Genomic DNA, 17,204 nt, shown 5'->3' with positions numbered 1-17,204 from the left:
CATGACGCGCGAGGAGGCCGAGCGCATCCTGACGGCGGCCGGCCAGGCCGACGACGAGGCCTTCCCCCTGCTGGAGGCCGCGATCGCCTGCGCCATCCACGATCATCCTTTGCGCGATCCCGAGCCGACCCGCGCCCTGGCGCGAAACGCCTGCGAACGCTTGAAGGAGCGGTTGGGCGGCGAAAGCCCCGACGACGCCCTGTCCGAAACCCTGTGCGCGGATCTCAGGCTGAACGGCGACCTGATCCACTACGACCACCCCGCCAACACCGACGTCATCCAGGTGGCCGAGCGACGGCGCGGCCTGTCCGCCGCCCTGGCGGTCTTCTATCTGCACGCGGCGCGCCATGCGGGGGTCGCGGCGGCGGGGGTGGACTTCCCCGGCCATTTCATGGTCCGTGTCGAGACGGCCGAGGGGCCGGTGGCGCTGGACCCCTTCAGCCAGGGACGGCTGATCCTGCCCAGCGAACTGACCCGCCGCGCCCTTCGCGCCGGGCTGACGCCGCATGTGGCGGATCGGCTGGATATCCTGATGGCGCCGGTGACGGACCGGCAGTCGCTGATCCGGCTGCAGAACGTGCTGTTCAGCCGCGCCATCCGGGATCGGGACTATGAGGCGGCCGAACGCTCGGCGCTGCGCCGCGCCCTGCTGGACCCCGAGGACCACCGCCCCTGGCTGGACGTCGCGGCCGCGCGCGAGAAGCAGGGCGCCCTGGCCGGCTCGCTCCAGGCCCTGTCGCGCGCCCACGGCCTGGACGGCGCGGAGGAGGCCAGGCGGTTCACGACGTTCGAACGGGTCCGGCTGCAACTGAACTGAACACAAGCGTCCTCCCCGATCGGGAAGTGAGAACGCCTAGACCACCGCCTCGCCGCGCAGCAGCCGCGGCAAATCGCCTGTCGCCCCGCCGGCTTCCTGCATGAAGGCGCGGCGCAGGGGACCGATGCGATTGACCGCAGCGAGCCCCAGGTCGCGCGCCAGCCGGATCGGGGCGATGTCGTTCGAGAACAGCCGCACGAAGGCGTCGAACCCGGCCGCCAGGGCCGCATTGTCGAACCGGCGCCAGCGGGCGTAACGCTCCAGCACCGTCTCGGCCCCGATGTCTTCGCCCAGGCGGGCGGCCTCGGCCAGCACCTCGGCCAGGGCGGCGGCGTCCTTCAGCCCCATGTTCAGCCCTTGGCCCGCGACCGGATGCACCCCGTGGGCGGCGTCTCCGATCAGGGCGATGCGCGGCGCGACAAGCCTTTCGGCCAGGCTGAGCGACAAGGGATAGACGAAGCGCGGCCCCTCGACCGTCGCCCCGTCCAGGAACTCTCCGAACCGGCGCATCAGATGGGACTGGAACGCGGCGTCCGAGGCCGTGCGCAGGGCCTCGGCCCGCCGCGTCGTCTCGGTCCAGACCAGGCTGGCGCGCTGGTCGGTCAGGGGCAGGATGGCGAAGGGGCCGCCGGGCAGGAAATATTCGTGGGCGACATCGCCGTGGTCGCGGCCCAGCCGCACCGTGGCCACCACCCCGCTCTGGCCATAGCCCCAGCCGATAGTGTCGATGCCAGCGGCCCGCCGCACGAGGGAGCCGCGCCCTTCCGCGCCGACCACCAGGGGCGCGGTCAGGACCGATCCGTCAGCCAGGATCACGGTCGCCCTGCCCGCCTCGGCGGCGACGCGGGCGACGGACGCCGGCGCCCGAACGTCGATACCGGCCCTCGTCACCGCCGCGGCCAGGGCGGCGCGGATGCGGCGGTTCTCGACCATATAGCCCAGCGGCTCGCCGCCGGTGCGGCCGCCGATCTCCTCGGCGTCGAAGCGCAGAAAGGCGGCCGAGGCGGGCCGGCTGGCGGCGCCCGGACGGCGGCCGTCCGTCACCAGAATATGATCCATCCGGCAGGCATGGGGCCGCAGCGCCTCGCCCAGCCCCAAGGCGTCCAACATGCGGAAGGTCGAAAAGGCGATGGCGGTCGAGCGCCCGTCGAAGGTCGGGGCCAGTTGGGCGTCGAACGGCTGGGGGTCGATCATGACTGCCTTCAGCCCGCCCTGCGCCGCCGCCAGGGCGAAGGCCGCCCCGGTCAGGCCGGCGCCGGCGATGACGATGTCGTAGCGTTCGATCTCAGCCATGACAGGCTTGTCGCGCCCGGCGCGCGAAAGGTCCAGAGGAAGTCGTCTTCGCTTCGCCCGGCCAAGCTGGTAAACAGCCCTTTAACCCTGCGGGTGCGACAAGGGCGGTCGAACCTCAGCCGCCCGGAAGGCTCGCCCTTCATGTCCACCGCCCTCGCCATCGGCCGTCAGGCCTGGATCAGCGCCCGCATCCTTTGGGATGCGCCCTTCGTCGTGCGGTTCCGGGGGGTGTTGCAGGCCCTTCTGGCGACCCTGCTGCTGATCGCCTTGGCGTCGTGGAACCCGGCGGACCCCAGCCTGAACGCGGCATCCAGCCTGCCGACCACCAACTGGCTGGGCGGCGACGGGGCGCTGTTCGCAGACCTGTTCATGCAGTCTCTGGGACTGGCCGCCTGGCCGGCCGCGCTGCTGCTGACCGCCTTTGGCCTGGCGCGCGCCGTGGGCGACGCCATCCAGCAACGGCTGAAGCCGACGCCGCTGAAGGCCCTGGCCGCGACCGGGGGAACCCTGGCCCTGTCGGGCGCCCTGGCGGCGCTGGCGGCGCCGGCGGCCTGGCCCCTGGCGGCGGGACTGGGCGGCCTGTGCGGCGACGGCCTGACCGGGCTGACAGCCCGGGCCATCGGGACCCTGCATGTTCCCGGCGCGCGCATCGTCGCCGGCCTGATCTTCCTGGTCGCCGGCCTGTGGCTGGTCGGCTTCGCCATCGGCCTGAGGGCCATGGACTTCCTGGACGCCCTGCACTGGGGACGGTCGCTGAAGGCGCCCGCGCCGCGCGCACCCGCCAAGCCTGCCCGTGACAAGGCCACGCCCAGGGCGCGGCCTCCGCGCGCCGCCCCGGCCCAGGACGCCCCGTCGCCCATCGCGGCGGAGACGCCCGCCGACCTTGGCCCTCGCACCGCCTATGACGACCTGCCGCCGTGGGAGGACGAGGCCGCGTCCCCGCCGCCCAGCGCCGCGCGCGCCGCAGGCGCCCGCCCGATCGAACCGCGCGTCGCGGCGGTCAAGGCGCCCAAGGCCCGAAAAGACGACCTGGACCAGCAGGCCTTCGACTTCACCCGACCCGAGGGCGATTTCGACCTGCCGCCGCTCGGCATCCTGACCAAGCCGGCCCAGCGCGTCGGTTCGGTGGACGAGGATTCGCTGAAACAGAACGCCAAGATGCTGGAAGGCGTGCTCCAGGAATTCGGCGTGCGCGGCGTGATCGACCAGATCCGCCCCGGCCCTGTCGTGACCCTGTACGAATTGGTCCCCGCGCCGGGCGTGAAGCACGGCCGCGTCGTGGCCCTGGCCGACGACATCGCCCGGTCGATGTCAGCCCGCGCCTGTCGTATTTCCGTGGTTCAGGGCCGCAACGCCATCGGCATCGAACTGCCCAACGCTAGGCGCGAGACCGTCTATCTGCGCGACCTGCTGGCCAGCGCGGAATATGACAAGAAGGGGCATCTGCTGCCTTTGGCGCTAGGCGAGACCATCGGCGGCGAGCCCTATGTCGCCGACCTGGCGCGGATGCCCCACCTGCTGATCGCGGGCACCACCGGCTCGGGCAAGTCGGTCGGGGTCAACGCCATGATCCTGTCGATCCTGTATCGCCACAGCCCGGCCGAATGCCGCTTCATCATGATCGACCCCAAGATGCTGGAGCTGTCGGTCTATGACGGCATCCCGCACCTGCTGGCGCCTGTCGTCACTGATCCGAAAAAGGCGGTCGTCGCCCTGAAATGGACGGTGCGCGAGATGGAGGATCGCTATCGCCGAATGTCCAAGCTGGGGGTGCGCAACATCGCCAGCTACAACGAGCGCGCCAAGGAAGCGCAGGCAAAGGGCGAGCATTTCGAGCGCACCGTGCAGACCGGCTTCGACGACCAGGGTCGTCCGGTCTACGAATCCGAGAAGATCCGGCCCGAGCCCCTGCCCTTCCTGGTCGTGGTCATGGATGAGATGGCCGACCTGATGCTGGTGGCGGGCAAGGACGTGGAGGGCGCCGTCCAGCGTCTGGCCCAGATGGCCCGCGCCGCCGGCATCCACCTGATCATGGCCACGCAACGCCCGTCGGTGGACGTCATCACCGGCACCATCAAGGCCAACTTCCCGACCCGCATCTCCTTCCAGGTCACGTCCAAGATCGACAGCCGCACCATCCTGGGCGAACAGGGCGGCGAGCAGCTGCTGGGCCAGGGCGACATGCTCTATATGGCCGGCGGCGGCCGCATCACCCGCCTGCACGGCCCCTTCGTGGACGACAAGGAGGTCGAGGACGTCTGCAAACATCTGAAGGCCCAGGCCGAGCCCGACTATCTGGACCTGATCACCGACGAACCGGACGGCGACGGCGACAACGCCTATGACGAGGGCGGCGGCGGGGGCCAGAACGGGAGTGGGGGCGACGACCTCTACGACCGCGCGGTGGCCGTCGTTACCCGCGACCGCAAGGCCTCGACCAGCTATGTCCAGCGCCGGCTCCAGATCGGCTACAACCGCGCCGCCTCCCTGATCGAGCGGATGGAGCAGGAAGGCGTGGTCAGCCCCGCCAACCACGCCGGCAAGCGCGACGTCCTGGCCGGTCCGCCGCCGATGGTGTGACGAGGGAGAGAAAGGAAGCTTCCCGCCACCTCGGAAGGAACAGGCCGTCCCCGCGCCCGTTACCCTCCCCGCCGCCGGTCCAAGCTTCAGCATTTCGATGAACAAGGCTTCATCGCAGCGCCGGAATATGGTCAGGCTCGCGTCATTCCGACGCCAAGCCGACCGGGCAAGACGGCAGGATCGACAACCATCCCGAACGGGAGACGGACTTCATGACCTCGCGCACCAAGACCCTGGCCACGCCCGACCTGGACCGCCGCAGCCTGCTGTTGGGAGCCGGCCTGACGACCGGCCTGATCGCAATGGGCGCCTTCGACGCCGCCCAGGCCCAGTCCAATCTGTCGGCCGACGACCGGGCCGTGGTTCAACAGGCGCAAGGGTATCTGCAGGCCCTGACCTCGGCGCAGGGAACCTTCACCGAAACCGGCCCGAACGGCCAGACGCGCCGGGGCCGGTTCTATCTGCAGCGCCCAGGCAAGATGCGGTTCGAGTATACCGACCCGGCCGGGCTTCTGGTCGTCTCGGACGGCTATAACGTCAAACGCTACGATCCGCGCCTGAACAACTTCCAGCAGGTTCCGCTGGGCCGCACGCCTCTGTCCACCTTCCTGGCGCGCAATGTACGCCTGGACCAGGGCGTCAACATCGAGCGGGTCACGCGCATGGCGTCCGGCGCCTTCGCCATCACCGCGCGCGACGCCCGACGTCCCAACGACGGACAGGTGGTGCTGGCCTTCGCCGGAAATCCGCTGCGGCTGCACGAATGGACCATCACGGATCCGCAAGGAGCCCGCACCCGGACCCAGCTGACGTCGTTGCAGCCGGCGTCGAACCTGTCGGCCCGTCTGTTCCAGCTCAGCGATCCGACGCGCCGCCCCGGCCGGAACTGATCAAGACAGGGGAAGAGTGACCATTCCTCAACCCCTGTTCGTCTAGGATGCCGGTCATGAGCCTGACCGCCCCGCCAGCCGGCGTCCCATCGTTGAAATGGACTGCGGCGACGGGGGCCGGCGCCTTCGGCCTGTTCCTTCTGGGCGCCGTGGTGGTCGAACCGGCCCTGCACAGGCTGATGGAGCCGCGCCAAGCCCCGTTCGGTTCGCGCGCCGACGGCCAGGTCGTCATCGGCGATCCTGTCGTTTCGGGCAGCTATGCATCGTCGGGGACGCAGACGCAGACGCCCCTGACGCTTCAGGCGCAAGGCGGCGTCCTGACGGTGGAAGGCGCGGGCCGTCTGGTCACGACCCCGCATCGGCTGGTAGGGGCCGGCGAGAAGGCCAGCGTCTCCAGAAGCTTCGCCCAGGTCATGCGCGCCCCGCCCGCTGCGCAAATCGAAATCCGACGGGTGACGGACGACCAGGACAGCCGGCTGTGCGCGGGCCAGGCCGTGGGCTGGCTGGCCCTGGCCGTGCGGCGCGACGGCTTTCTGCTGATGCCCGTGCGCCAGGGGCCGCCGCCGGGCGCCCTGGCGGCGGACGACCGGCTGTGCGCCGTGCGGGACTTCGTCCGATGATCAGAAGCCTGATCCTGGCAGCCGTGGTCGGCGCCGCCGTGGCGCTGCTGACCTGGACGCGGCCGGGCGCGCCCGAAACCCGGACCAGAGATTCGGTGACGATCCAGGTGCTGGACAACGGCTTTCACACCGATCTGGCCGTGCCCCGCGCCGCGCTGATGCGACGCGGCGGGCCGCTGGCCCAAGCGACGGCAGGCCTGGCACCCGGCGACTGGATTTCGATCGGCTGGGGCGACGCGCGTTTCTATGTGGACCAGAGCCCGATCCCGGATCGTCTGCCGGACGGCGCCCGGGCCTTCTTCCGGCCAGGCAATGCGTCGGTCGTCATGCTGGACCCGGCGCGCGACGATCCGGGCGCGGCCCATGCCGGCGATGTCGCGCGCCTGACCCTGACGCGGGCGCAGTTCGATGGGCTGGCGGACCGGATCGAACAGTCCCTGGCCCTGACCGACGGCAGGCCCCGCATCGTGGCGGCCCGTCCCGGCGACGACGCCCGCTTCTTCGCCAGCCGCGAGACCTTTTCCATTCTGCACCTGTGCAATCACTGGACGGCCGGGGTGTTGAACGCGGCGGGCGTGCCGGTCCGTCCGGTGCGGTCGATCTCCTCGGCGGAGGTGGTGCGGTCCGTGCGGGCGGCGGCGGTCCTAGACCGAAAACTGGACATGAGCGCGCCACGCGCCTAGACCGCCCGACTTTCGCCTATCCGGCCGGGTCCGAGCCCCGGCGGGCGAACAAGAAGGAGCGGCCCATGGCCCACAAGCAACATACCCGCAACGTATCCGGCCCGTCCGGCCCCAGCCAGCGCCAGCTGCGCGCGGGCGAACTGATCCGTCACGCCCTGGTCGACATCCTGCGCGAAGAGGACATTCACGACGCGGCTCTGGCCGGCGTGTCCGTCACCGTGACCGAAGTCAGGCTGTCGCCCGACCTGAAGCACGCCACCTGTTTCGTCGAACCCCTGGGCGCCGGGGTCGAAGCGGCTGCGACCAGCGGCCACGAGGGCGAAATCATCAAGGCGCTGAACGCCCATGCCAAATTCCTGCGCGGCCAGCTTGGCCGCCGGCTGGACATGAAGTTCACCCCCGACCTGCGCTTCCGCCACGACGAAAGCTTCGACGCCGCCAGCCATATGGACCGGCTGTTCGACGATCCCCGCGTCCGCGCCGACCTGGACCGCCGCGACGACGAGGGCGAAGACTGATGCTGGCGATCCTCCCCCGTCCTTCACGGGGGAGGGGGACCGCGCGCAGCGTGGTGGAGGGGGCGACCCCAGACACCGGCCTTGCGTCCGCCCCCTCCACCACTTCGTGGTCCCCCTCCCCCGCTTCGCAGGGGAGGATCTGAGGATGGGGCGCAAGAAAAAGGGCGATGTCGTCAACGGCTGGGTCTGTCTGGACAAGCCGTTCGAGATGGGCTCGACCGAGGCGGTCAGCCGCATCCGCCGCCTGTTCAACGCCCAGAAGGCCGGGCACGCGGGGACGCTGGACCCGCTGGCCAGCGGCATACTGCCCATCGCGCTGGGCGAGGCGACCAAGACGGTGCCGATGATGATGGAAGCGAAGAAGGTCTATCGCTTCACCGTCAACTGGGGCGTCTCGACCGACAGCGTGGACCGCGAGGGCGAGATCATCGGCCGGTCCGACGTGCGACCCACGGTCGATCAGGTGAAGGCCGCCCTGCCCGCCTTCGTCGGCGAGATCGACCAGACGCCGCCGCGCTTTTCAGCCGTCAAGGTGGACGGCGCCCGCGCCTATGACCTGGCGCGCGACGGGATCGATTTCGAACTGCAGGCCCGCCGCGTGACCATCCATTCGGCCGAGGTGACGGATGCGCCGGACGCCGACCATGTCGAGATCCGCATCCTGACCGGCAAGGGCGTCTATGTCCGTTCGCTGGCCCGTGACCTGGCCCTAACGCTGGGCGCGGAAGGCCATGTGTCGGCCCTGCGCCGCGAGCAGGTCGGGCCGTTCAGCGCGCAAAACGCCGTCACTCTGGATTCTCTGGAGGAAATGGTGCATAGGGGCGCCGCCTCGGAAGGCTTGCTTGCCGTCGCGACCGCCCTGGACGACATCCCGGAGCTGGCCGTGTCGGACCAGGACGCCTTCTCGCTTCGGCAGGGACGCCCGATCGTTCTGCTCCCCCGTCAGGTGGAAACCCTAAAGGCCCGTCTTTCCGACGGCGCGCGGACGGTTTCAGCCTTTCAGGGCCAGACCCTCGTCGCGCTGTGTCAGTTGCGGGCCGGCCGGCTAGAACCCGACCGCGTTTTCAACCTTTCCTGATCGCCTGATCAGGGGACTCCAACCCCGGCCTCAAGCAGCGCGAAGCGCGGTAGGCCACAAAGGGAGACTTTCGATGTCGGTTACTGCTGAACGCAAGCACGAGATCATCGCCGATAACGCCCGCTCCGCCGGCGACACTGGCTCGGCCGAGGTCCAGGTCGCGATCCTGTCGGAACGCATCGCCAACCTGACCGAACACTTCAAGACCCACAAGAAGGACAACCACTCGCGTCGTGGCCTTCTGAAGATGGTGTCGCAACGTCGCCGCCTGCTCGACCACCTGAACAAGGTCGACGCCGGCCGCTACCAGGCGCTCATCGCCAAGCTGGGCCTGCGCCGCTAAGGCGTCGGATCAGTGTAGAATACGCTTTCGAGGCGCGGACGGTCACGTCCGCGCCTCGTTGTGTAACTAAAGACTGCCTGCGCGCCGCAGGACTGACACGGCGCAGACGCGAGGGCCAGGACGGCCCTCCACCGGGTCTTCCGCGATGGCGCGGCGGCCCATGGATCGAAGGACTGAACACCCGACGCTCCAGCCCAATGATGGGACCCCAATTCTGGGGAAACCTGGGCGGAATACGCCGCCCGGGATACGAAAGACGAGACATGTTCGACATCAAACGCAAGACGATCGAGTGGGCCGGACGCCCGCTGACCCTGGAGACGGGCCGCATCGCCCGTCAGGCCGACGGCGCCGTGCTGGCGACCTATGGCGAGACCGTGGTCCTGGCCACCGTCGTCTATGGCCGCGCGCCCAAGCCCGGCCTGGACTTCTTCCCCCTGACCGTCAACTATCAGGAGAAGACCTTCGCCGCCGGCAAGATTCCGGGCGGCTACTTCAAGCGTGAAGGCCGTCCGTCGGAGAAGGAGACTCTGGTCTCGCGCCTGATCGACCGCCCGATCCGCCCGCTGTTCGTCAAGGGTTTCAAGAACGAGACCCAGGTCGTCGTCACCGTGCTGCAGCACGACATGGAGAACGACCCGGACGTTCTGGGCATGGTCGCCGCCTCGGCCGCCCTGACCATTTCGGGCGTGCCCTTCATGGGGCCGATCGGCGCCGCGCGCGTCGGCGTGATCGACGGCGAACTGGTGCTGAACCCGACCATCGACCAGCTTCCGACCTCGGACCTGGACCTGGTGGTCGCCGGCACCCAGGACGCATTGATGATGGTCGAATCCGAAGCCAAGGAACTGTCGGAAGACCTGATGCTGAAGGCGCTGATGTTCGCCCACGCCGGCATGCAGCCGGTGATCGACGCCATCATCGACCTGGCCGAACACGCCGCCAAGGAGCCGTTCGACTTCCAGGCCGAAGACCATTCGGACGTGGTCGCCTCGATCAAGTCGCTGGTGGGGGAGGACATCAAGGCCGCCTACACCCACCCCGGCAAGTATGAACGCCGCTCGGGCGTCGATGCGGCCAAGAAGACCGCCGCCGCCGCCCTGGTGAAGACCGACGAGAACCCCGACGGCGTCGACGGCTCCAAGTTCTCGGCCGCCTTCAAGGAATGCGAAGCCGAAGTCCTGCGTCGCGACATCATCGAGAACGGCCACCGCGTCGACGGCCGCGCCCTGGACAAGGTCCGCGCCATCGTGTCGGAAGTCGGCGTCTTGCCGCGCACCCACGGTTCGGCCCTGTTCACGCGCGGGGAAACCCAGGCCCTGGTCGTCGCCACCCTGGGCACCGGCGAGGACGAGCAGTACATCGACAGCCTGACCGGCACCTACAAGGAATCCTTCCTGCTGCACTACAACTTCCCCCCCTATTCGGTGGGTGAAGCGGGCCGCATGGGTTCGCCCGGCCGCCGCGAAATCGGCCACGGCAAGCTGGCCTGGCGCGCGATCCGTCCGATGCTGCCGTCCAGGGAGGACTTCCCCTACACCATCCGCCTGGTGTCGGAGATCACCGAGTCGAACGGCTCGTCCTCGATGGCCACGGTCTGCGGCTCGTCGCTGGCCCTGATGGACGCCGGCGTGCCGCTGGTCCGTCCGGTCTCGGGCATCGCCATGGGCCTGATCCTGGAGCCGTCGGGCGAGTTCGCCATCCTGTCCGACATCCTGGGCGACGAAGATCACCTGGGCGACATGGACTTCAAGGTCGCAGGCACCCGCGAAGGCATCACCTCGCTGCAGATGGACATCAAGGTCCCCGGCATCACCGAGGAGATCATGAAGCAGGCCATCGCCCAGGCCTCGGCCGGCCGCCTGCACATCCTGGACGAGATGGACAAGGCCATGGAGGCGCCGCGCGCCGAGCTGGGCGAGTTCGCGCCCAAGATCGAATCCATCAAGATCGCGGTCGACAAGATCCGCGAAGTGATCGGTTCGGGCGGCAAGGTCATCCGCGAAATCGTGGAAAAGACCGGCGCCAAGATCGACATCGGCGATGACGGCGCCATCAAGATCGCCGCCAACGACCAGGAGAAGATCGACGCCGCCAAGGCCTGGATCCAGTCCATCGCCTCCGAACCGGAAGTCGGGACCATCTACACCGGCAAGGTCGTGAAGGTCGTCGACTTCGGCGCCTTCGTGAACTTCTTCGGCGCCAAGGACGGCCTGGTCCACGTGTCCCAGATCGCCCTGGAACGCGTCGCCAACCCGGCCGACGTCCTGTCCGAAGGCCAGGAGGTCAAGGTCAAGTTCCTGGGCTTCGACGATCGCGGCAAGACCAAGCTGTCGATGAAGGTCGTCGATCAGGAGACCGGCGAGGACATCACCGACAAGATCAACGCCGAGCGCGCCGAACGCGGCGAAGCCCCGCTGTCGGACGATACCGGCGGCCGCCCGAAGCGCGAGGGCGGCGATCGCGGCGGCGACCGCGGCCGTCGTCGTCGCGACTAAGCGACGACCTCAAGCCTGATGCGAGGGAAGGCCCGGCGGAGCGATCCGCCGGGCTTTTTTCTTCGTCGCGCGCACCCCGGAGCGATTTCGCTTGCCGCGCCCGTCCACGCGGTTTCCATTATCGGCTCATCCGTGGGGAGAACGTCATGCTGGATCGCCGCCGCCTTCTTCAATCCGCCGCCCTGGGCGCGGGCCTCGCCGCCGTCGGAAGCGCCGCCTTCGCCCGGACGGAAGGGGGGTCGGCGGACGCCGCCCTCAAGGTCTTCATGGACAAGGCGTTCGAGGAGACGCTGGATCGGTCGCCCGAGGTCGTGACCATGTTCGGCCTGGACAAGGGGCCGCGAGCCGCCGCCAAGTCGCGGCTGACCGTGCCGACCCGCGCCGAGGAGGAAGCCCAGCGCGCCTTCGTCCGCCGGCAGGCCGCCGACCTCGGCCGCATCGACCGGGGCGCCCTGTCGCCGCGCGACCTGAACTATTACGACAGCATCAAGGACAATCTGGACGGCGTCATCGCCACCTACGCCATCCCCTATGGCCAGGGCGGCTGGCCCAACCCGTATCGCGTCAGCCAGCAGGGCGGCGCCTATCAGTCCACGCCGGACTTCCTGGCCAACCAGCACACCATCGAGACGGCGGCGGACGCCGACGCCTATGTGGCGCGTGTCGACGCCTTCGCCGACGTCCTGGCGGCCGAGACCGACAGGCTGAAGGAAGACTACGCCCTGGGCGTCGTGCCGCCCGACTTCATCCTGGCCAAGGCGATCCGCCAGCAGGAGGGTTTCCTGGCAACGCCCGCGGCGGCCTCGCCCCTGACCCAGTCGGTCGAGGAGCGCACCCAGGCCAAGGGACTGACCGGCGACTGGGGCGCCCAGGTCCAGCGGCTGATCGAGACGCGGGTTTATCCGGCCCTGGCCGCACAGGCCGCCGTGCTGAAGGCGGCCCAGCCGAATGCGACGCACGAGGCCTCGGTGCGGCGCCTGCCGCAGGGCGAGCAATATTACGCCAACAGCCTGCGCTACATCACCACCACCCAACTGACCGCCGACGAAATCCATCGCACCGGCGTCGAACAGATGGCCGAACTGACCGCGCGCGCCGACGGCCTGCTGAAGGCGCAAGGGTTGACCCAGCGCTCGGTCGCCGAGCGGATCAAGGCCATGGGGGACGACCCCAAATACGTCTATCCGAACACCGACGCCGGCAAGGCCGAACTGATCGCCAAGCTGAACGCCCAGATGGCGGACATGCAGGGACGCCTGCCCGATGCCTTCGGCCGCCTGCCCAAGGCCAAGGTCGAGATCAAGCGGGTTCCGCCCGAGATCGAGGCCGGGGCGCCGATGGGCTATTACAACTCGCCCAGCCTGGATGGGACGCGGCCCGGCATCTATTGGATCAATTTGAAGGACACGGCGGAGTGGCCGTCCTGGTCCTTGCCGACCCTGACCTATCACGAGGCGACGCCGGGCCACCACCTGCAGATCAGCCTGCAGCAGGAGAGCGAATCCGCCCCGCTGCTGATGAACCTTCTGGGCTTCTCCTCCTATGTCGAGGGCTGGGGCCTGTACGCCGAACAGCTGGCGGACGAACTGGGCGCCTATGAGAACGATCCGGCGGGCCAGATCGGCTATCTGCAGTCGCTGATGTTCCGCGCCGCGCGCCTGGTGGTGGACACCGGCATCCACGCCAAGGGCTGGAGCCGCGAACAGGGCATCCGCTACATGATGGAGGCCTATGGCGATCAGGAGGGGGCGGCGACATCCGAGGTCGAACGCTATTGCGGCTGGCCGGGCCAGGCCTGCGCCTACAAGGTCGGGCACAACGAATGGGTGCGCCTGCGCGAACAGGCCAAGGCGACCCTGGGGCCGCGGTTCGACATCAAGGGCTTCCACGACACGGCCCTGGCCGCCGGCGGCGTGCCCTTGTCGGTGCTGGACCGGATCGTCGCGGCCTGGGTCCAAACCCAGGCCTGAGGCGCGGGCCGCAGCGCAGGGTCTTCAGTCGGGAAGGGTTTGGCCGTCCATGCGGCGCAGGCGGTTGTGGATGTCGGTGGCGGCCACGGCGGCCTCCGCCGTCGCCACCGCGATCTGATTGAGCCCGCGCACGACGTCTCCGGCGGCGTAGAGGCCCGGCACGCTGGTCGCCTGATGCAGATCGACCTCCAACCGGCCGTCGTCGCTGAGGCGCGCGCCCAGCCCACGGGCCAGTTCGGCGTTGGGCGATGCGCCCAGGGCGGAATAGACCAGGTCGAACGCGCGCGTTTGGCCGCCCCAGGTCAGGGCCGTCACCCGCTCCTTTTCCAGCACCACGGCGTCGAGGGGCGCCAAGATGACCTCCACGCCCAGCCGCTGAAGCGCCGCCTGGCGCGTCAGGGCCTCGGGCGGGCCGATGTGAATCAGCGCGACCCGGTCGGAATAGGTGCGCATGAAGGCCGCCTCGCGCGCGCCCTTGTCGCTGTGGCCGATCACGGCGACGGCCTTGTCCGTCGCCTCGTAGCCGTCGCAGATCGGACAGATGCGGACCAGCGACCGCTGGACGGCGCGCTCGACGCCCTTCAGGTCGGGATGGCGGTCGACCACGCCGGTCGCCAGAAGGACGGCGCGGGCGCGCACCGACCGCCCGTCGATGCGGGCGACGAAACCCTGCCCCTCCTTGGCCAGTTCCGCAACGCGACCGGCCGTGACGACGGCGCCGTATTCCCGGGCCTGTTCACGCATCCGCTTCAGGATATCGGCGCCCGAAATGCCCGCCGGAAAGCCGGGCATGTTGTGGCTGACGGGTATCCAGCTGGCGCGCGGCTCTCCGCCGTCCACGACCAGGGTGTCGCGCCTGAAACGGCCCAAATAGGTCGCCGCCGTCAGGCCGGCCGGACCTGCCCCGATCACCAGGACCTCGGGGTCGGTCATCGGGTGCGCCAGGCGACGGGCCAGAGGTCGGCGGGGACGCCGGCGCATTCGCCCATGACGCTCTCGCGGCTGAGGACGAAACGGTTTCCAGTCCAGGTCCAGGTCTGAAGCGCGCCGCAGTCGCCCAGGCCTCGTCCCTTGGCGAAGGCGGACAGGGTGCGGATCCTGGGATCATATTCGCCGTTGACGGTGCTGTTGTCCGGCCGTTCGGGGTCGGCGCCCGGCCCCGAGGTTCCCGCCAGGACGGCGGGGCGGGGATCGCTGCCGCCCGGTCCGGTCACATACCAGACATGGGTGACGTTGTAGGCCCCGGCCCCGCATGGCGCGGCCCACAGCTCGGTCCGGGCGTCCAGACGGGCCGACATGACCATGTCCCTGACGGCCGGCATGGACGATTGCTTCAGACAGTTTCCGACCTCGGTTCGCATGCGCAGGGCGGCCGGCAGGCTTTGGCCCGTATCTCCGAAGCCGGACTGATCGACCGCCGGCGCCGGCGTGACGACGGGCGGGGACGGCGCGACGGGCACGGCCGAGGCGGGGCGGCCGCCGCGGCGGATCAGGGCGGTCGGGGTGTTCAACCGGCCCTGCTTCTCGTCGACCCATAACAGGGCGGCGGCGGCGCCGTTCAAGGAGACGACTTGAGTCGAGGCGGCGCGAATGGTCATGGCTTTGCCCTGGATCATGGCGTCGATCAGCGGGCGGGGATCGCCTGCGGCCAAGCCGATGGGGGCCTCCGCCTCGGACGCGGCGTCCAACGTCGCCGGATAGCTGCGGCCGTCGATCACCAAGGCGACGGTTTTCGCCGCGCCCGCCTCGGCGTCGGGCCAGTAACCGAAGCGGATGTCGGGCTGCGCCTCTGGTCCCGCCGCCAGTGCGATCCGCACCCAGCCGGCCGCGAACTCGGGCGCGAAACCGAACGCCCAGCAGGTTCCGTCGTTGCCGCAGGTCGCGCTCCAGTCCCGGAACTGGCGCGTCTCGGCGCGGGTCCGAAGCACGGGCGGGGGTTCGGCCGGAGCCGCCCCGGACGGCGCGGCAGGCGCGGAAGGGGCGGGCGAGCTGGCGGCCTGTCGATCGCCGCAGGCGCTCAGGGCCAGCGCAGACGCGGCCAGGACGGACGCTGGCGAAGCGGGGCCAAGGCGGAAGGCGGCCGTCATGTTTTCCTCAACGCCGAAGGCTTGTGGGCGGCGCGGGCGCCGGTCCTGTCGCTCTCGACGACATATTCGGGATTGTCGACGGAGGCGGCGACCCTGTGGCCCTCGATACGGGTTTCGGAGACGACCTTCCTGATCACCCGGCCGGTCGTCGCGCCCTGGCTGTGGTCCCATCCGACGCGGTCGCCCGCCTTGAAACGCTTTTCCGCCATCGCGGTCCCCTCCAAGCCTTCGTGTTCAGCGATCAGACGCCGCATCAGTTCCGCATCCACCACTGGCGGGGCCTCGCAGAAGGCCAGGATCCATCGCTCCACCAGCGCCCGCTCCTCATCCGTCATCCTGTCGTCCGTCGCCATTGATCGGACCGACACAAACCCTGGCGGCCGGAACAGTTCAGACGCCGGCCCGAGGCCTTTTCCGGGCAGGGTTAACGGAGGCCGGGGTTTGCGCCGGCGCGCCGCCCCGCTATACCGCCGCCACGATATTCCTTCCCTCAGTCACAGGCGGACCGCACGCATGGCCAAGATCAAGGTCGAAAACCCCATCGTCGACATCGACGGCGACGAAATGACCCGCATCATCTGGCAGATGATCAAGGACAAGCTGGTCTTCCCGTTCCTGGATCTCGAGCTGGACTATTACGACCTGGGCATGGAGCACCGCGACGCCACCGACGACCAGGTGACGATCGACGCCGCCCACGCGATCCAGAAGCACGGCGTCGGCGTGAAGTGCGCCACCATCACCCCGGACGAGGCGCGGGTGAAGGAATTCGGCCTGAAGAAGATGTGGAAGTCGCCGAACGGCACCATCCGCAACATCCTCGGCGGCGTGGTCTTCCGCGAGCCGATTATCTGTTCGAACGTGCCGCGCCTGGTTCCGGGCTGGACCCAGCCCATCGTCGTCGGCCGTCACGCCTTCGGCGACCAGTACAAGGCCACCGACTTCCTGATGCCGGGCCCCGGCACCCTGACGATCAAGTTCGTCGGCGAGGACGGCGAAGTGATCGAGCACGAGGTCTACAAGGCCCCCGGCGCCGGCGTGGCCATGGCCATGTACAATCAGGACGCCTCGATCCGCGAGTTCGCCCACGCCAGCTTCGCCTATGGCCTGCAGCGCAACTACCCGGTCTATCTGTCGACCAAGAACACGATCCTGAAAGCCTATGACGGCCGCTTCAAGGACCTGTTCCAGGAAGTGTTCGACGAACACTACGCCGCCGAGTTCAAGGCGCGGGGCCTGACCTATGAGCACCGCCTGATCGACGACATGGTCGCGGCCGCGATGAAGTGGTCGGGCGGCTTCGTCTGGGCGTGCAAGAACTACGACGGCGACGTGCAGTCCGACGTGGTGGCGCAAGGATTCGGCTCGCTGGGCCTGATGACCTCGGTCCTGATGACGCCGGACGGCAAGGTGCTGGAAACCGAAGCCGCCCACGGCACCGTGACCCGTCACTATCGCCAGCATCAGAAGGGCGAGGCCACCTCGACCAACTCGATCGCCTCGATCTTCGCCTGGACGCGCGGCTTCAAGCACCGCGCCAAGCTGGACGGCAACGCCGCCCTGGACCAGTTCGCCGACACCCTGGAGAAGGTCGTCGTGGACACCGTCGAGGCCGGCTTCATGACCAAGGACCTGGCGCTGCTGGTCGGCGACCAACAGGGCTGGCTGACCACCGAGGGCTTCCTCGACAAGGTCGCCGAAAACCTGAAGGCCGCCCTGCCGGACGTTGGCTGAGGCGCGCGGAGCCCCTCCGCACAGCATTGCCGGCAGGACGCCCAAACGTCCTCAAGCGGCGCGAAGCGCGGTAGGATAAACAAGAATGAGCCC

At 69.1% G+C, this 17,204-nt stretch carries 15 protein-coding genes; 11 read left to right on the top strand and 4 right to left on the bottom strand.

Annotated features, from left to right (window positions below; all coding sequences use genetic code 11):
* Window position 1: 1 nt before the first annotated feature.
* Window positions 2–817 carry a transglutaminase family protein gene (locus tag AC0L6G_RS12325; RefSeq protein ID WP_293827795.1) on the top strand — a complete coding sequence of 272 codons (816 nt, stop codon included), beginning with the start codon at window positions 2–4 and terminating at the stop codon, window positions 815–817.
* A gap of 36 nt (window positions 818–853) precedes the next feature.
* On the opposite strand, the gene AC0L6G_RS12320 is transcribed toward AC0L6G_RS12325, so the two are convergent.
* Complete coding sequence (locus AC0L6G_RS12320; protein WP_473252350.1) at window positions 854–2,110, bottom strand: UbiH/UbiF/VisC/COQ6 family ubiquinone biosynthesis hydroxylase; 1,257 nt, start codon at window positions 2,108–2,110, stop codon at window positions 854–856.
* A 141-nt stretch (window positions 2,111–2,251) separates the two neighbouring features.
* Between AC0L6G_RS12320 and AC0L6G_RS12315 the strand changes: the two genes are divergently transcribed.
* The 9 genes from AC0L6G_RS12315 (at window position 2,252) to AC0L6G_RS12275 (ending at window position 13,290) form a co-directional block, all read left to right on the top strand.
* The gene (locus AC0L6G_RS12315; RefSeq protein ID WP_473252349.1) at window positions 2,252–4,690 is read left to right on the top strand and encodes a DNA translocase FtsK; all 2,439 of its coding nucleotides are present in this window, start codon (window positions 2,252–2,254) and stop codon (window positions 4,688–4,690) included.
* 212 nt (window positions 4,691–4,902) lie between these two features.
* On the top strand, window positions 4,903–5,580 hold the full coding sequence (locus tag AC0L6G_RS12310; protein WP_473252348.1) for a LolA family protein: 678 nt from the start codon (window positions 4,903–4,905) through the stop codon (window positions 5,578–5,580).
* Between the two features lie 56 nt (window positions 5,581–5,636).
* The gene (locus tag AC0L6G_RS12305) at window positions 5,637–6,200 is read left to right on the top strand and encodes a hypothetical protein (RefSeq protein WP_473252347.1); all 564 of its coding nucleotides are present in this window, start codon (window positions 5,637–5,639) and stop codon (window positions 6,198–6,200) included.
* A complete protein-coding gene (locus tag AC0L6G_RS12300; protein WP_473252346.1) occupies window positions 6,197–6,883 on the top strand; it encodes a DUF2459 domain-containing protein in 687 nt (228 codons plus the stop codon). The genes AC0L6G_RS12305 and AC0L6G_RS12300 overlap by 4 nt, the downstream gene beginning before the upstream one ends.
* 65 nt (window positions 6,884–6,948) lie before the next feature.
* A complete protein-coding gene (gene rbfA, locus AC0L6G_RS12295; RefSeq protein ID WP_473252345.1) occupies window positions 6,949–7,401 on the top strand; it encodes a 30S ribosome-binding factor RbfA in 453 nt (150 codons plus the stop codon).
* Window positions 7,402–7,546: 145 nt separating this feature from the next.
* Complete coding sequence (gene truB / locus AC0L6G_RS12290) at window positions 7,547–8,479, top strand: tRNA pseudouridine(55) synthase TruB (RefSeq protein ID WP_473252344.1); 933 nt, start codon at window positions 7,547–7,549, stop codon at window positions 8,477–8,479.
* Between the two features lie 73 nt (window positions 8,480–8,552).
* On the top strand, window positions 8,553–8,822 hold the full coding sequence (gene rpsO / locus AC0L6G_RS12285; RefSeq protein ID WP_087121609.1) for a 30S ribosomal protein S15: 270 nt from the start codon (window positions 8,553–8,555) through the stop codon (window positions 8,820–8,822).
* Window positions 8,823–9,085: 263 nt separating this feature from the next.
* Complete coding sequence (gene pnp / locus AC0L6G_RS12280) at window positions 9,086–11,320, top strand: polyribonucleotide nucleotidyltransferase (protein WP_473252343.1); 2,235 nt, start codon at window positions 9,086–9,088, stop codon at window positions 11,318–11,320.
* A gap of 146 nt (window positions 11,321–11,466) precedes the next feature.
* Complete coding sequence (locus AC0L6G_RS12275; protein ID WP_473252342.1) at window positions 11,467–13,290, top strand: DUF885 domain-containing protein; 1,824 nt, start codon at window positions 11,467–11,469, stop codon at window positions 13,288–13,290.
* A gap of 24 nt (window positions 13,291–13,314) precedes the next feature.
* On the opposite strand, the gene AC0L6G_RS12270 is transcribed toward AC0L6G_RS12275, so the two are convergent.
* Genes AC0L6G_RS12270 through AC0L6G_RS12260 form a run of 3 tightly spaced genes read right to left on the bottom strand, consistent with a single transcriptional unit; the run spans window position 13,315 to window position 15,712 of the window.
* Window positions 13,315–14,223, bottom strand: a complete 909-nt coding sequence (locus AC0L6G_RS12270) for an NAD(P)/FAD-dependent oxidoreductase (protein ID WP_293826980.1) — start codon at window positions 14,221–14,223, stop codon at window positions 13,315–13,317.
* Window positions 14,220–15,377, bottom strand: coding sequence for a DUF1176 domain-containing protein (locus tag AC0L6G_RS12265; RefSeq protein ID WP_473252341.1), 1,158 nt, complete (start codon window positions 15,375–15,377; stop codon window positions 14,220–14,222). Before AC0L6G_RS12265 ends, AC0L6G_RS12270 begins: the two co-directional genes overlap by 4 nt.
* Window positions 15,374–15,712 carry a hypervirulence associated TUDOR domain-containing protein gene (locus AC0L6G_RS12260; protein ID WP_293826978.1) on the bottom strand — a complete coding sequence of 113 codons (339 nt, stop codon included), beginning with the start codon at window positions 15,710–15,712 and terminating at the stop codon, window positions 15,374–15,376. The genes AC0L6G_RS12265 and AC0L6G_RS12260 overlap by 4 nt, the downstream gene beginning before the upstream one ends.
* A gap of 178 nt (window positions 15,713–15,890) precedes the next feature.
* Here AC0L6G_RS12260 and AC0L6G_RS12255 point away from each other — a divergent pair, with 178 nt between their 5' ends.
* Window positions 15,891–17,111, top strand: a complete 1,221-nt coding sequence (locus tag AC0L6G_RS12255) for an NADP-dependent isocitrate dehydrogenase (protein WP_473252340.1) — start codon at window positions 15,891–15,893, stop codon at window positions 17,109–17,111.
* Window positions 17,112–17,204: the final 93 nt, after the last annotated feature.

It is taken from the genome of Brevundimonas sp. D3-1P (genome assembly GCF_055809335.1).
The sequence above is the reverse complement of the archived record's forward strand: the minus strand, read 5'-3'. Positions and strand labels throughout refer to the sequence as shown.